Consider the following 13,676-nt stretch of genomic DNA (forward strand, 5'->3'; position numbering starts at 1 on the left):
GCGGTTGATCCCGGCACCATTGCTTTATGAAGGGCGTTTTCGAAATCAGTGGTGTCTCGCGTTACGACGACCTTATCGCAGAGCGCTATCATTTCCCTCGGAAGTACCTGCCCGCAGCACAAGCCTGCCTCGGCGACTGGATCGTTTATCGCGAAACCGGATCAGGGGGCGGTCGGAAAGCCTATGTCGCTGCCGGACGGGTGCAAAGCATCGACCCTGACCCCGCCGACGCCAGCTTGTTCTACGCGCGGATCGTCGACTTCTTGGAGTTCGATCATCCTGTGCCCTATCGCGACCAGGACGGACGCTTCGCGGAACGTCTATTGCGCGAGCTGGGTAGCGCCTCCATGGCTGGCCGCGCGCTTCGTGGCCAATCCGTACGCGGGCTAGACGAAGTCGACTTCGCCGCGATTGTCGGCAAGGGGTTGTCCCGCACGCTGGACCCGGCGCGAGCGATCAGGCTGGAGCTCGACCACCGGCACCTTGACGGGGACACGGCCGCGCTACTGGCTATGCCAGCGCAAGAGCGACGTGTTGCGCAGCTCCTCGTTAACCGGAAGGTGCGTAGCGCAGCTTTTCGTGGACACGTCCTGGATGCCTACGACAACCGTTGTGCTGTCACGGGGCTGAGAATGATAAACGGCGGCGGTAAGGCCGAGGCCCAGGCAGCGCACATCTGGAGTGTGGCGGAGGGCGGGCCCGACGCCGTGCAGAATGGCATTGCCCTTTCAGCGACGGCGCATTGGCTCTTCGATCGTCATCTCATCAGTCTGGATGATGACTGTCGTTTGCTGGTGTCGCACAACAGGGTGCCGTCCGAGCTGATCCAACTCTTTCCGCCACCAGGCGAGCGCATTCATCTACCCTCCAATCGACGACATCATCCGCGCCCTGATTATGTTGCGCGGCACCGCGCCCGGTTTGCTGGTCTCGACGCTTGATGTCCTACCGCGATGTCGTCGGTGTCTATGATGGTTGTGCTGAGCAATTGGCCGAGCGATATGAGACGGTCTCGACGGAGCGAATGCTTGCTGAGATCCTTCCGCTGATACCATCAGGTGCTTCCGGTAGGTTGGCCCTGGACGTGGGCGCTGGCACCGGCCGAGATGCCGCATTCCTAACCTCGCTTGGCTATGATGTGGTCGCAGCTGAGCCGTCTGTCACGATGCGTCGGATCGCGCAGGATCGGCACCCGCAGGCTGGCATTCGTTGGGTCGCCGACGCGCTGCCCACGTTGGATCACGTGCATAGCTTAGGCCTGGCCTATGATTTGGTGCTGCTGTCAGCCGTATGGCAGCATGTCGTTCCTGCAGACCGTCCGCGGGCCTTTCGTAAACTCGCTACGTTGATGAAGCCGGGCGGCGTTCTGGTTCTGACGCTGCGACACGGCACCGCGCCAGCTGCGTTGCAGATGCATCCGACGTCTACTGCTGAGATTGAGGGCCTGGCGCGGGTGCAGGGACTTGAGGTGCTGCGCGTTGCTGCGTCTGCTGATCAGGGCGGGCGGGCTGAGGTGTCGTGGGACATTATGGCGCTGCGCATGCCGGACGATGGTACCGGCGCGCTTCCTCTGGTCCGCGGCATCGTACTGTCAGACGGGAAATCCTCGACTTATAAACTCGGCTTGCTCCGAGCGGTCGCGCGCATTGCAGAGTATGCGCCAGCGGCTGCCCATCCAGTGCAAGACGGTCGTGATGCGGTCGAAGTCCCCTTGGGGCTTGTCGCACTCAACTGGTTGCGAATGTATCTGCCGCTCGTGCGAGCGCAGCTTCCGCAACTGCCCGGCAACATTGGTGTCGAGCGGTTGGGCTTTGTCAGAGACGGCTTCGTATCGCTTCTCGCATCTGGGACGGCGCCGATCGACCTGCGCGTTGGGGCTACTTTTGGTGGTGAGCAGGCGGTTGCGGTTGCGTCTGCAATTTCTCGCGCAGCCTATATCATCGCAAAAATGCCGGCGCATTTTACGCGGTATTCTAATAGCGATGCACCCGTGTTTCATATCACGCCGGGGCGGCGCGGCGGCGCATCCGCTACAATTCTGGACCTGGATACGCTACGTCACTGGGGCTCGATCGAGATTCCTGGCCATTTGTGGCGCGCGATGTCGCGCTTCGGTGCCTGGATCGAGCCTATGCTGATCGCGGAGTGGGCGCGGCTCATACGGACCTACGCCGACCGCATGGGACGGGCAATCGCGCCTGGTGCGGCAGAAGCAGCATTGGCCTGGGCCGAACCGGTGCGAACGACAACGCTCGGGCGCACTGTCGCCAAACGACTATTCGATCAGGGTAACGCCGTTTCCTGCGTGTGGACGGGGAGGGGGCTATCGCAGCAGACCCTGGACATCGACCACTGCCTGCCATGGTCGGCTTGGCCCTGTAGTGATCTTTGGAACCTGATGCCCGCGCATACGCAAGTGAACCAGCGTCAGAAGCGCGATCGCCTGCCTTCCGCACTTGCCATGGCGAACGCAAAGGACCGGATCATCGATTGGTGGAACATGGCGTATTTCGAGGACGACGCGCTACGGGCTCGCTTCATGCGTGAGGCGGCGGCAGCACTACCCTTGAACCGCAATGCCAGCGGCGCAGACGTGTACGATGCGTTGGATTGGCGACGACTGCGCTTGGCGCAGGATCAGCAGCTCGCACAGTGGACGCCAACGATACTTCGAGGATGACGCTATGTCGGTGGAGGTTCGTCTGCGGAGGTACCGTGACGAGCGTCGACGCGTGGCTTTGGGCCTGGAGGAATGGTTCAGCCAGGTACGGGATATTTGTTCGACCATGTACTGTTCTCTTGGCGGCTGACATCCAGCTGCTTAGTGGTAGTCGGTGGGATTGAGGGGCAGGGGGATAGGGTGCGGATCAAGTCTATTGTTGCGGCAGTTGTCTTTGCTACGGTGCCGGCCATCACCATCGCGCAGAGTGCGGCACCCCAGTTCGTACCGATCCGGCTTCGCTCAGGAACCAACCAAATCCCGAATATCGCGGGGGACGGCCGGAGCGGCAGTATTACCCTCGATTGGCGCGAGAACGGCAATGCTTGGGGGTATGACATCTTTACGGTTCGTGTCGGGGGTTCGGTTGCGACGGTCGATGGACTCGATCGGTTTACCGACCAGCCGCATGTCGGTGAGGACATGATCCGCGCGGTACGCTTTGCGAAAGGGCGTTACGGTGGTCGGGCGACGACTTTCGCCTTCGTGGCCGATCGGAAGATCGTCGACAGCGTGCCCGACCCCGCCGCTACCGTAATCCAGATTTACGCGCTCGTTCGTAATGAGGACGGGGTCGGGACACCCTATGAGTTTCGAAAGGTTCGCGCGTTCAATACCCGGCGACGCTATTGCAACGCGGACGTTGCCTTAACCCGGGAGGGTGGCCTGCCGCCGCGCGTTGGGCAGGATGGGCCGAACACGATCGACGGCTGCTAAGATCACGACAATCCCATAGCGCCAATTGGCGTAGGTATCGGCGAGTGGTGAAATCTGATCTCGTACGTTTGATGGGTCGGCGCGTCGGGGCGCTACTCGATTGGCGGTGGTGCGTTCGGTCCGCAACGCGCCGCTCCGGGCATCTCGCGTCCCTCCGCGGCTTGCAGCCTTACGCCGATTGTCGGGCTGATGCGGCCAGACATGATCCATCGTGGATGTAATCAGGATGGTCGCTCTCACGGACTGTTCAGGTTGCTTAGGAGTATTTGTCCGCCGGCATCTGCGTTGCGCTTTGTAACGATTGAGAGCCAAGCGTCATTTTCCAAACGGTTGGCTACTGCTACGCGCCAGTGCGCAATGGGCTAGGGCAAGGAGCACGGATGTGAACGACCGCTACGGCTTCAAAGTCATCCAGGGTCCGGTGACGCGCATTCTCGGATCGCATCGAACCACCGACATAAGCATCTCCGAGCACAGTTCCACACATCCTGCTGCGGCACCCGGAGAGCATCATCACACCGAGACCCATACATTCGTGAACACCGCACGAGAGTTCGTGATGCTGCTGGAGGTGGCAGGCTACACACTAAAACTAGTCAGCGCCGATTATATTGCGCTAGTGGAGGGCGATGTTGTGCGCGCGATTTGCCAGCCGATCCCACAAGGGCCGTTTCTAGTCGTCGACTGGTTGAACCAGACGCGAGGAATTGCCTTCCGATCGGTACCGCGGTCAACTGATGGTTGGGCGCCACGGCTTGTCTTCATCGTGATTATGACCGCATTGGGCGTGGGCTTCGTTGTTTCAGATACCCCGCTGGTCTTCAAAATTGTCGGTACCGCCGTCGTTGTTGCGGCTCTTCTTCTAATTGTTGAAGGGGTGCGAGCCTTTCGTAGCCGGACTCACACCCACGCTGTATTGGATCGGCTGGCGAAAGGCGTGCGCTAAGCTCACCCTTGCATGCACGTCGCTAAACTGGGCGTTTAGCTCTCGAAGGATGCCTGCCCTGGGCTTTTGAAATGCGTCTTGGACGGTAGAGCCGGTTCGGTGGGAATGGCGCCGGATCGGATGCGGTTCGCTACGAAAACCGCTGGTATGACAGGGTTTTATTGAACACATTGGTCCTTAGGGCAGGGGGATCATATGAAGCGGCTTGTTTTCTGTTTCGACGGTACCTGGAACAAGCTGGAGCCGGGGCGCGCAACGAACGTTGTTCTGACCGCTGCGAGCATCGAGCGCATCGGTCGCGATGGTGTGCCGCAGATCATCCATTACGACGAAGGCGTAGGAACCGGGGACCTCGACCAATTCCGTGGGGGAATGTTTGGTACCGGCCTGATCGACAATGTCCGCGAGGCCTACCGCTTTCTAATCTTCAACTATGATCCTGGCGATCAAATCTACGTCTTTGGCTTCTCGCGCGGTGCGTATAGCGCGCGGACGTTCGTCGGTTTCATTCGCCATGTCGGACCGTTGCAGCGGCTTCATGTCGGCCGGATCGATGAAGCGTTGGACCTGTACGAACATCGTCAGAAGGGCGATGACGATGCCGACGCTGCGTTGCGAGACTTTCGTGCGCGGTACTCCGGGGCAGTTTGCATCGGCGGCGCTGATGACACGTGGCGCTGCGCAAATGTTGAGGGCTATGCCGCTGGAAGCGCACCGCAACTTCGCGTCAGCTATCTTGGCGTTTGGGACACTGTCGGAGCGCTTGGCGTGCCCGACCGCTTACCCTTTAGCGGATGGCTTAATCGTGAGTATGATTTCCACGACCCGAGCCTCGATGCCTTTGTCGAGAGCGCACGCCATGCTGTCGCTATCGATGAACGCCGAGAGCTTTTTCCTGTCGTGCCATTTGGCGATCTTACAGATCTTAATCGTGCGGCTGGTGTCGAGCCCTCCGATCCGAACGCGCCCTACCAGGAGAAGTGGTTTCCAGGCGTTCACGGGTCGGTTGGGGGCGGGGGCGATATCCGCGGTCTATCCGATGATGCTTTGGCTTGGGTATTGGCGGGCGCCAAGAAAGCGGGCCTTAAGCTCGATACTGCCCAAGGCACCAGAATTCATGGGTTCCGACCGGACCCCCTGGCACCACTGGTTAATGAGACCAAGCCGGAGTGGAGCGCTACGCAGCTGCTGAAAAACGATCGAGAAGGACCGCGCCACCTGTGGCAGGTCGCGCAAGCAGCGCAGCGCCGGTGGCAAACTCCAGCGGCCAAGCTCGGCGGTAAACTCTATCGGCCGGGTACGTTGCAGCACGTTGCAGCTGAGTTGGACAGTCTTGGTGCATGGTCATTCGAACCGCCTACCGACGTGATCGCTATCGAGAAAGTAGCGCCGTCCGATACCCTTAGTCGCTATGCCCATAAGCATTATGGCTCGGCGAAGCTTTGGCCGGTCATTTTTGACGCTAACCGAGATACGCTCGATGATCCGGATGAAATATTTCCGGGGCAAGAGATTAGGATTCCTCCAGCTCCAGCAGTCAGAGCCGTTTGAAATGGTTGAGGCTCTAGCGAAAGGCCTAACTTAGTTGACGTCCATAAACGTGAGAAGGGGGGAGGGACATGGCAATCAGTGACGAAGAGGCGACCCAAGTAATCGCTTCGATCGAAAAGGCCCTTTCGCAGGAGTCATTGGAGCCCGGCCGCGACGCGATCGCTGACTTCCTGCAGCAATGGCGCGCGGAGATCGAGGCCGGCCGTCCGATCGACCGCAAGCTCAAGGTTGCCGAAAGCCCTGGGCTGGACGAACTTGCAGGCGTGCCGCGCGCGCGCACTAGCTCGACTGGGGAGTTCGTCGGTAAGAAAGATTATCGTCCTACCGAACAGCTCGACCTGTTACTTGAAGCACTTGGATTGTCGTTCGTCGCGCCGCCGATGATGGCGGCTCGTTTCCTGGAGACGGTCGAGCGGTATCGCGTTGATGAGGCTAAAGACAGCCCTACGACGATCTCCCTGGCGCCGACGGGCGAGGTTGGCGAACCAGCGTTGCAACTGGATCGTGCAACGATCGACCAAGCAGCTGAGGCCGTCATCTCGCTTTCAAGGGTTCTGGACGAATTATCGCGCGAGACCGGCATTCGCGATCGCCTTACTGAAGTCGAGGAGATCGCCTGATGCCACTCCGCCCCGGCTTATGGGCCGAGATCGCTAACGCCCTTGGTTCTGCAACCAGCGCGAACCTGTCGGCGTCATCCGACGGCGCCGACCTTTACGAGTGCTATATATGGTCGCTCGTGCTTGAAGCAGCTCGCCAGGAGGGGGCAACTATTCGTCTGCTCGATCGGCGAGGTCAACCGGCAACAAGCTTTTGGTTCCGGACGTCGCCATCCTCGATCTTCTCCGTGGCACACGATTATTGCCACGCCGAGTTGCATTTCCCGGGACGTCCGACGCTCGAGGCCCATATCGGGATTTATGTATCGGGCAAATCAAGAGTAAATCACGAGTGTGACGTTGCCATCGTGTTCAAGGACGAGGCTGACACCTGCCGTCGAGAAAGCGTACATCCGAGATCCAGCAAGGTTTTGCTTGCTATAGAGTGCAAATACTATCTGAGTAGCAGTCTAGGGGTGAATCTTGGCCGGTCATTCTTGGGTCTGATCGATGATATCTACACCAAGGGACGGTTTTTCGTATCTACCCAAAATACGGGATCTGTCGACCGGCTCTTCTCACGGCATAACAAAGAATATGAGATTGGCCTTTCGCCAATGACTCCGGCGCTTGAGGTCCGGCTTCGTGGTTCCTTTGAGAAGCTTTTCCGCAACTTCAAAGCCGCATGAGAAGGCGGTAGAAAAATGTGCCGCCGTAGGCTGACATATTAGCTATGATGAGCATGAAATTTCCGGCCGAGCGCGTATGACCTGGTTTGATCGTGGGAAATCGAAAAATGCGTCGATCATCTGGTAAAATTTGTTTCGAGTTAGTTAGGAGCGTTCATCAAACTGGGTTAGAGCCTCTTCATCAGACCGTTGAATATGTCGGTCGCACGCGTGCCGCCTGCCGGCTCAAGCGCTCTGCGCACGCCGCAAGGTGCGGCGGTCTGCCAAGACGCTTGCGCAATTACTGGTCGATGGACATCATCGCACGATGACGGTCACTAGGACGATTTTCGTCGACACAAACGCCTTCATCCAGCTTCGCGACTTGGCCGATTTGCCTTGGCGCGAGCTACTGCCCGATGCCGATCACGTCGCGATAATGGTGGCGCGACCGGTGATTGAGGAACTCGATCGGTTCAAGGTCAGCAATCGGACGCGCCTGCGGGATCGTTCCCGGCGAGCACTAGCGATAATCGACGAGGCAGGGGGAGGAGAGGGGCGAACGCTTGTGCTGAAGGAGCGGCCTTTACTAATCACGCTCACAATCGCGCCACGTCGACGACCCGATTGGAGCCGATATCCCGACCTCGACGAGACGACGAACGACGACCGCCTCGTCATCGCGGCCGCCGAGGCCAGCGCCGAACTCCTATCGCATGACAGCGGTCCGCGCCTTAGCGCGAAGGACGCGGGTCTGAAGGCTCATACTCCGCCTGCGTCCTGGCTTCTGCCAGAGGAGCAGACCGACGAGAAGCGCAGGCTCTCGCAAGTCGAGCGCGATTTAAAGGCAGCGCTCGATCGCCGTCCTAGCGTCCGGATCGCGTTCCCCGATGCGGTCGACGGCGTTGTACTCCACGTCTCTCCCATCCTCTTGCCGTTAAGTGCCATCGTTCAGGACAGACTGGTCAAGCGCGTACTCGACGATAATCCGCCCCACAGCCTCCGTATGAATTCCCTGCGGTCTCTTGCTTTTGGCAGCAGCTTACGTGGCATCAGCGAATACCAAATTGAAACGTACAACGAGGGCTACGGAACCTATCGGACTTCCGTCGAAAGCTACTTCGCATCACTTCATGAACGAGTTGCCAGGATCGCGTCGCTGCCGCGCTTAGGTTTCGAGGTTGAGAACGTTGGCCGTGTGTCAATTATGCAATTGGTCGTGGGCGTTTCATCCAATGAATTCGGGCTTCTGGCCAGTGACAGCGACATCGAGTCCGCCGTTGGGTCTGCGGCTCTGCCCGATCCGCCCGAAAGGCCGTTAGATCAGCAGGAACAGCTGATGCGCTCTATATCGTCCCACTCCTTAATACCCACAGCGGCGCACCACTTCAGCCCCGTTGAGATGCGGTGGCACGACCGGCCATCCTTTGGCGGAGACGCGGGAACCTATGGCTGCGAGGATTTCCGCCCCGAACGCATCTACCGGGATAGCATTGGGCTGTTGCCGAGGAAGCATCAGTGCGATGGATCTTTCGAAGTCGCGGCGAGCGGCAACGACATGGCGCAGACGGTTTCCCGGCTAACAATCCGCATCGAACAGAGGTCTGTGAAGTGGTCGGACGCTTCCATTTCCCACCTACTGCCCGAAGCGGTCCTTGCCGAACTCGAGAGTGCTGGATTGGACTAGCCCGGTCGAGGTATCGCAGTTGCTCGATCGTCTCTCGTCAGGGCTCGGGAGGTGATTGGGTCGGTTAGGCGATCGGATCGATTGTGTCGCGCCGGCGCCGGCGACCTGGCAGCTATTCGTAGGTTCGATATTGAGTACGGCGAGCCGTTGCCGCCGAGAGCGTTTCGCTCACCCTAACGACAGTCTACGAAGCAAGCGGACGTTCAAGGTGCTGTCGCCGCCTCTCGAAACCGGTCGTCGGTTCATATATGTTCTTGGGCCAGCCGAACGGTGGAACGCGCCAGCGTAATTGGCACTCAGGACGAAGGGCTTTTGGACCTAGGAAGTAAGAACACTCCATAGCCCATGTTGAGCGGAGGTGAATTTGGCCGAACGGGACGCGGAAGATCAGACCAAAGCATTCATCTCATACGCTTGGTCGTCACCCGACCATAAGGCATGGGTTCGTCGCCTTGCTGAGCGCATTACCGAGGATGGTACCTACACGATCCTGGACGAGTGGGACCTGAGGCCGGGCGGCGACCCCATTCATTTTATGGAGCAATCAATAACCAACCCGAGCGTCAAAAAGGTGCTCATCATCTGCGACCGAACCTACAAGGAGAAGGCGGACAGCCGTGCCGGCGGGGTAGGTACGGAGACGCAGATTCTCACGCCAGAAATTTATCAAAAAGCTGATCAGAGCAAGTACGCGGCCCTCGTTACTGAGGTTGATAGCGAGGGCAAGGCGTACGTGCCCACGTTCTATGGCGGACGCATCTTTATCGATTTCAGCGATCCAGATCGTGAGGAGGAGGCCTACGAGGAGCTGACCCGCTGGATCAACGACGCCCCTCTCCATCAACGGCCCAAGCTGGGCAAGAAACCTACTTTCCTGAGCACTGATGACGCCAAGCCACTCGCAACAGAGTCGCGTTTCAGGCGAGCCAAGGAAGCCCTAGATCGCGATAGCGCCGGTGCTCCGGGGCTGGTTCGTGACTTTGGGGCGGGATTAGTGGAGCAATTGGTCACCCTCCGGCCAGACACGTCGAGCCAACGGACCAACGACCTCGGCTTCAACAATGCTATCGTACAATCCGCCGATGCGATGCGGCCCTACGTTCAGCAATTCCACACAATCACGAGGTCTGTGGCGCGGAGCGGCGCGTCAGCGTTCGACGACCTGCTCACGCTGTTAGAGCAGATACTAGCGACGACGGAGCGCGATCGAAGCTCTACCTCGTACACGCCAGTTGCGTTCGAAGCCAACAAGGTGGTGGCCTACGAAGCATTCCTAGGCTTTGTAGCCTCACTAATTGTGGAACGTCGGATCGACCTCATTAAGCGCGCCCTTGAGTATGCCTATTACTTCGATGACCCTAACAGCGGGGGCGGACGAAGCACTAAGGATTACACCGAATTCAATCAGTATGTTGAGTATCTGAGATTCCGTAACCAGCTAACGGGTGACAGCCGGGCTGACTGGCAAGCCGACTTCATCAATCAGCACTACTCGTTTGGCTGGCTGAACTTAAGCCGCATGATGGAGGCTGACCTCCTCCTCCACGCGCGAGCGTTCGTTTTAAAGGACGAGATCGGCGGAATGTGGTTCCCGCATACCCTAATCTACTCGGGGCGTCGGGGTTCTGCACTCGAGATCTTCGCACGTATGGAGAGCCAAAAATACTTCGAGCACGTTAGTGAAGCTCTGTTTGGAGGCGTGACAGTCGCGATGTTCAAAGAGCGGCTCGCACCGGTCGTTGGGCAGCGCCTCTGGGACCGCGTTTACCCTGGCCCGAGCATCGGCTCCCTTCTTGGGTTAGAGCAGATTGCAGTCAGGCGATGATATCACAGCAAATCGACCCAATTCCGGCCATTCACGCGCCCCTTCTCGCTGCCGAATACCGGCCGCTCATTAATGTGAGCGAACCGACCGCCTGAGCGCGTCCCACTGGCACTTGGGAATGGCCGAGATTGGGGACTTTCCTGCCAGTCAGCTTTCAGGATTGGAATGGTCGAAAGCCGCCGGCACGTGGTGTCACAACCGTTCGGTTGTGACACTTAGGGGGCGAGCGGTTCAAGGGTCCCAAGCCATGCTACCAGCGCAAGAATAGCAATTATGCATCCCGTCTCGGCACCCAAGCTTCGGCGCAACGCGCCAAGCGCGCCGCGATGATCGCTCGCGGCGATCGACGCCTCGAACCGCGGCGTCAGGCGAAAGCGATTTAGCGCGGCAAGACCCAGCATGAGGGCGAACAGCGCCAGCTTGGCGAGTAGGAGCTGACCATAGAGCGTCGTCCCTAGCGCCCGGACGTTGCCGGGGCCAACCAGCAGCCAAGCGTTGATGAGGCCGGTGACGACCAGCGTGGTGACAACGATCGTCCCGACCGTGCCGAACCCGTGGAGAGCACGGTACGAGAGCGCGAGGTGCGTGGCATCGACCCGGCGCGCGGGCCGCGCCACCAGCAAGACCAATCCAAGCAGCGCACCAGTCCAGGCCCCCGCCGCGACCAGGTGGAGAATGTCGGCGGCCAGATGCACCCAGCCCACCGTTCCCTCATTCATCGCGCCATGCCCGGTCCAGGCGAGCGTCGCCAGCGACGCGCCCGAGGCGAGCGCGACCACCACCAGCCAAAGCCCGCGCCGAGCCGTGAATAGCGCCGCCAGCGCCGCCACGGCGAGCGCGGCCACCCGCAGCTTCCACGCCGTTCCGATCCCCGGCTGATCGAGCAGCATCCCGATCGCATCGCGATCGACCGGCCAGGGTGGCGTTCCCATCATCGCAGCAGCAAGCAGCGCGAGCGCGACGGCCGAGAGCAGGGGGCCGAGCACCGCACTCGCCACCAGCCAAGGGCGGAGCGCGAGCGCACTGGTGCGCTCGCCAGCGCGCAGACCATAAAGGCTGAATGCCGACAGGCCGAACAGGCCGCCCAAAACGCCGTTGAGCGCGAAGCGGACGCCGATCATCGGCCAGTCGGCACCCACCTTACTTCACCGCGAAAGCGTAGTTTCCGGTGATCCGGTGCGTATCGGCCGATACGACGTGCCAGGCGACGCTATAGGTGCCGGTACCAAGCGGCGACTTCGGCGCGATGACCAGCGTACGGCCATCGGCCGCGACCGTGGCGGCGCTCGCGACCTTCATGGGCGCGTGCTTCATGCCGTTCATCCCCGTCATCATCATGTCCGCACCCGAGAACTTCGGCATCAGCCTCTCGCTGAATCGCAGCGTGACGCGAGCGGGTGCGGCAACCGTCGCGTTCGGTGCGGGGGTTGCGGAGACGAGCTTGGGATGCGCGTTCGCGGCACCCGCGACGACGAGAAGGGCAGCAGCGGCAGGAACAAACACACGACGCATGGAACACTCTCCAAAAAGGGGGCTACACCCATCTACGCGCCTAGGCCGCCCACCCCTCACCATGCGCCGTGAGGGGTAGCGGGCGATCCCGCGTAACATGGAGTAAGGGGAGCGGAGGTGAACGACATGAACGATCTTGACGAGGCGCTGACCAGGCTCGCGCGAGCGCCGGTGCCTGAACTGGACGGGCTGGAGGCGCGGGTTCTCGCGCAGATCGCGACGCCTCGCGCCACTCAGGCTGGACTTGGCATAGGCGCGATCATGGTCGCGGCGCTCGCGATCGGCGTGATCGGGGCGGGCTTCCCGGCATCGCCCAGCGCTGCGGCCTCGATATCCCCGCTAGGGGCGCACTCCCCGTTCGCGCCCTCGACCTTGCTAGTCGGGGCGCAATGAGCGCGCGCGCGCGGCTGATTTTGTGCGTGATCGCGGCGTTTGTCGCCGCGATCGGCGGCGTATTCGTCGGGCGCGCGCTTTTGCCTGCCCCGGCTCAGCCCGGCGCGGAGCTGCACGACGTGCTGCATCATCGGCTCGCACTCGACACGAACCAGGAGGCTCGACTGAAAGAGCTGGAGCAGCGGTTCGCGGTCGAACGCCGTGCGCTGGAGCTGGAATTGCGGGCCGACAATGCGCGGCTCGCCGAGGCGATCGAGGCCGAGCATGGCAACGGCCCCCGTGTCGCCGCAGCGGTCGATCGGAGCCACACCGCGATGGGCGAGCTGCAAAAGGCGACGCTCGCACATATTTTCGCGATGCGGCAGCTCTTGCGACCCGACCAGACCGCGCAGTTTGACCGGGCGGTGGTGAAGGCGCTCACCGACGACGCCCGTTGAGATCGGGGCGGTGAGCCTCGACTGGACCTCTCTTTCCGATGGAGAGCTGGCGACGCTCAGCCTAGCGGGGCGGCAGGCCGCGTTCGCCGAGATCATGCGCCGCCACGGGCAGGCGATCTTTCGGCTGTCCCGAGGGTGCGTCGGCGATGCTGACGAGGCGCTGGACTTGTCCCAGGAGACGTTCGTCGCCGCGTATCGAGCGATCGGCCACTATGATGGCGCGCGTCCGATGCGGACGTGGTTATCGGCGATCGCGCTCAATAAATGCCGCGACTGGACCCGCAAACGAAAGGTGCGGCGGTTCCTGTCGTTCGCGGTCCCGATCGGGGCGGACGCCGAGGCTGTCGTCGATACCGGCGTGGCGGTCGATGACGCCGCGGGCGACCGGCAGGAGCTGGACCGGGTTCGCCGCGCCATCGCCGAGCTGCCGGCGACGTTGAAGGAACCCTTGGTGCTCCACACCATCGAGGGGCTTAGCCAGGCCGACACCGCGGCCGTCCTGTCCATTAGCGAAAAGGCAGTCGAAACCCGGCTTTACCGCGCCCGCGCGAAGCTGCGGGAAAAGCTGGACGCGAGGTAAGGGGTAGCGATCAGGCCCGCGTATCATCGTTGACCATACCAA

General features: G+C 60.7%; 14 protein-coding genes. 12 read left to right on the plus strand and 2 right to left on the minus strand.

The features are described 5' to 3' along the window. The first annotated feature begins 26 nt into the window (after nucleotides 1–26). The 9 genes from ASE58_RS06035 to ASE58_RS06065 all read left to right on the plus strand — a co-directional run bounded on the left by ASE58_RS06035 (nucleotide 27) and on the right by ASE58_RS06065 (nucleotide 10,712). Nucleotides 27–941: an HNH endonuclease gene (locus tag ASE58_RS06035; RefSeq protein ID WP_055818760.1), complete on the plus strand. Its 915-nt coding sequence runs from the start codon at nucleotides 27–29 to the stop codon at nucleotides 939–941. Further along, on the plus strand, nucleotides 941–2,680 hold the full coding sequence (locus tag ASE58_RS06040; RefSeq protein ID WP_055818763.1) for a methyltransferase domain-containing protein: 1,740 nt from the start codon (nucleotides 941–943) through the stop codon (nucleotides 2,678–2,680). The genes ASE58_RS06035 and ASE58_RS06040 overlap by 1 nt, the downstream gene beginning before the upstream one ends. A 180-nt stretch (nucleotides 2,681–2,860) precedes the next feature. Beyond that, nucleotides 2,861–3,436, plus strand: a complete 576-nt coding sequence (locus ASE58_RS06045; protein ID WP_156347632.1) for a hypothetical protein — start codon at nucleotides 2,861–2,863, stop codon at nucleotides 3,434–3,436. 382 nt (nucleotides 3,437–3,818) lie between these two features. After that, the gene (locus tag ASE58_RS17845; protein ID WP_156347633.1) at nucleotides 3,819–4,382 is read left to right on the plus strand and encodes a hypothetical protein; all 564 of its coding nucleotides are present in this window, start codon (nucleotides 3,819–3,821) and stop codon (nucleotides 4,380–4,382) included. A 195-nt stretch (nucleotides 4,383–4,577) separates the two neighbouring features. Further along, nucleotides 4,578–5,933 (plus strand): phospholipase effector Tle1 domain-containing protein, encoded by a 1,356-nt coding sequence (locus ASE58_RS17465; RefSeq protein ID WP_082467699.1) that lies wholly within the window; start codon nucleotides 4,578–4,580, stop codon nucleotides 5,931–5,933. 68 nt (nucleotides 5,934–6,001) lie between these two features. After that, complete coding sequence (locus ASE58_RS06055) at nucleotides 6,002–6,553, plus strand: hypothetical protein (protein WP_055818772.1); 552 nt, start codon at nucleotides 6,002–6,004, stop codon at nucleotides 6,551–6,553. Further along, entirely contained in the window at nucleotides 6,553–7,221 is a 669-nt protein-coding gene (locus ASE58_RS17850) for a hypothetical protein (protein ID WP_156347634.1), read from the plus strand. Before ASE58_RS06055 ends, ASE58_RS17850 begins: the two co-directional genes overlap by 1 nt. Before the next feature lie 307 nt (nucleotides 7,222–7,528). Next, nucleotides 7,529–8,887: a PIN domain-containing protein gene (locus tag ASE58_RS06060; RefSeq protein ID WP_055818775.1), complete on the plus strand. Its 1,359-nt coding sequence runs from the start codon at nucleotides 7,529–7,531 to the stop codon at nucleotides 8,885–8,887. Between the two features lie 364 nt (nucleotides 8,888–9,251). Then, nucleotides 9,252–10,712: a TIR domain-containing protein gene (locus tag ASE58_RS06065; RefSeq protein WP_162233508.1), complete on the plus strand. Its 1,461-nt coding sequence runs from the start codon at nucleotides 9,252–9,254 to the stop codon at nucleotides 10,710–10,712. 215 nt (nucleotides 10,713–10,927) lie between these two features. Here ASE58_RS06065 and copD read toward each other — a convergent pair whose 3' ends face one another. Together copD and copC are read right to left on the minus strand one after the other, a co-directional pair. Further along, entirely contained in the window at nucleotides 10,928–11,833 is a 906-nt protein-coding gene (gene copD / locus ASE58_RS06070) for a copper homeostasis membrane protein CopD (RefSeq protein ID WP_055819560.1), read from the minus strand. Nucleotides 11,834–11,852: 19 nt separating this feature from the next. After that, nucleotides 11,853–12,224: a copper homeostasis periplasmic binding protein CopC gene (gene copC, locus ASE58_RS06075; protein ID WP_055818781.1), complete on the minus strand. Its 372-nt coding sequence runs from the start codon at nucleotides 12,222–12,224 to the stop codon at nucleotides 11,853–11,855. A 126-nt stretch (nucleotides 12,225–12,350) separates the two neighbouring features. On the opposite strand from copC, the gene ASE58_RS06080 reads away from it, so the two are divergent. From ASE58_RS06080 to ASE58_RS06090, 3 genes are read left to right on the plus strand one after another with little or no spacing between them, the layout of a single operon-like run. Continuing rightward, on the plus strand, nucleotides 12,351–12,617 hold the full coding sequence (locus ASE58_RS06080; RefSeq protein WP_055819564.1) for a hypothetical protein: 267 nt from the start codon (nucleotides 12,351–12,353) through the stop codon (nucleotides 12,615–12,617). Next, nucleotides 12,614–13,054, plus strand: a complete 441-nt coding sequence (locus tag ASE58_RS06085; RefSeq protein WP_055818784.1) for a periplasmic heavy metal sensor — start codon at nucleotides 12,614–12,616, stop codon at nucleotides 13,052–13,054. The genes ASE58_RS06080 and ASE58_RS06085 overlap by 4 nt, the downstream gene beginning before the upstream one ends. A gap of 10 nt (nucleotides 13,055–13,064) precedes the next feature. Continuing rightward, nucleotides 13,065–13,634, plus strand: a complete 570-nt coding sequence (locus ASE58_RS06090; RefSeq protein WP_055818787.1) for an RNA polymerase sigma factor — start codon at nucleotides 13,065–13,067, stop codon at nucleotides 13,632–13,634. The last annotated feature ends 42 nt before the right edge of the window (nucleotides 13,635–13,676 follow it).

It is taken from the genome of Sphingomonas sp. Leaf9 (assembly GCF_001421355.1).
Classification (GTDB): Bacteria; Pseudomonadota; Alphaproteobacteria; order Sphingomonadales; family Sphingomonadaceae; genus Sphingomonas.

What these genes read in the sequence shown, in the direction of transcription:
- ASE58_RS06085 (WP_055818784.1), top strand. Translation starts at nt 12,614, where the DNA reads ATGAGCGCGCGCGCGCGGCTGATTTTGTGCGTGATCGCGGCGTTTGTC.
- ASE58_RS17465 (WP_082467699.1), top strand. Translation starts at nt 4,578, where the DNA reads ATGAAGCGGCTTGTTTTCTGTTTCGACGGTACCTGGAACAAGCTGGAG.
- copC (WP_055818781.1), bottom strand. Translation starts at nt 12,224, where the DNA reads ATGCGTCGTGTGTTTGTTCCTGCCGCTGCTGCCCTTCTCGTCGTCGCG.
- ASE58_RS06040 (WP_055818763.1), top strand. Translation starts at nt 941, where the DNA reads ATGTCCTACCGCGATGTCGTCGGTGTCTATGATGGTTGTGCTGAGCAA.
- ASE58_RS06060 (WP_055818775.1), top strand. Translation starts at nt 7,529, where the DNA reads ATGACGGTCACTAGGACGATTTTCGTCGACACAAACGCCTTCATCCAG.
- ASE58_RS06035 (WP_055818760.1), top strand. Translation starts at nt 27, where the DNA reads ATGAAGGGCGTTTTCGAAATCAGTGGTGTCTCGCGTTACGACGACCTT.
- ASE58_RS06080 (WP_055819564.1), top strand. Translation starts at nt 12,351, where the DNA reads ATGAACGATCTTGACGAGGCGCTGACCAGGCTCGCGCGAGCGCCGGTG.
- copD (WP_055819560.1), bottom strand. Translation starts at nt 11,833, where the DNA reads ATGATCGGCGTCCGCTTCGCGCTCAACGGCGTTTTGGGCGGCCTGTTC.
- ASE58_RS17850 (WP_156347634.1), top strand. Translation starts at nt 6,553, where the DNA reads ATGCCACTCCGCCCCGGCTTATGGGCCGAGATCGCTAACGCCCTTGGT.
- ASE58_RS06055 (WP_055818772.1), top strand. Translation starts at nt 6,002, where the DNA reads ATGGCAATCAGTGACGAAGAGGCGACCCAAGTAATCGCTTCGATCGAA.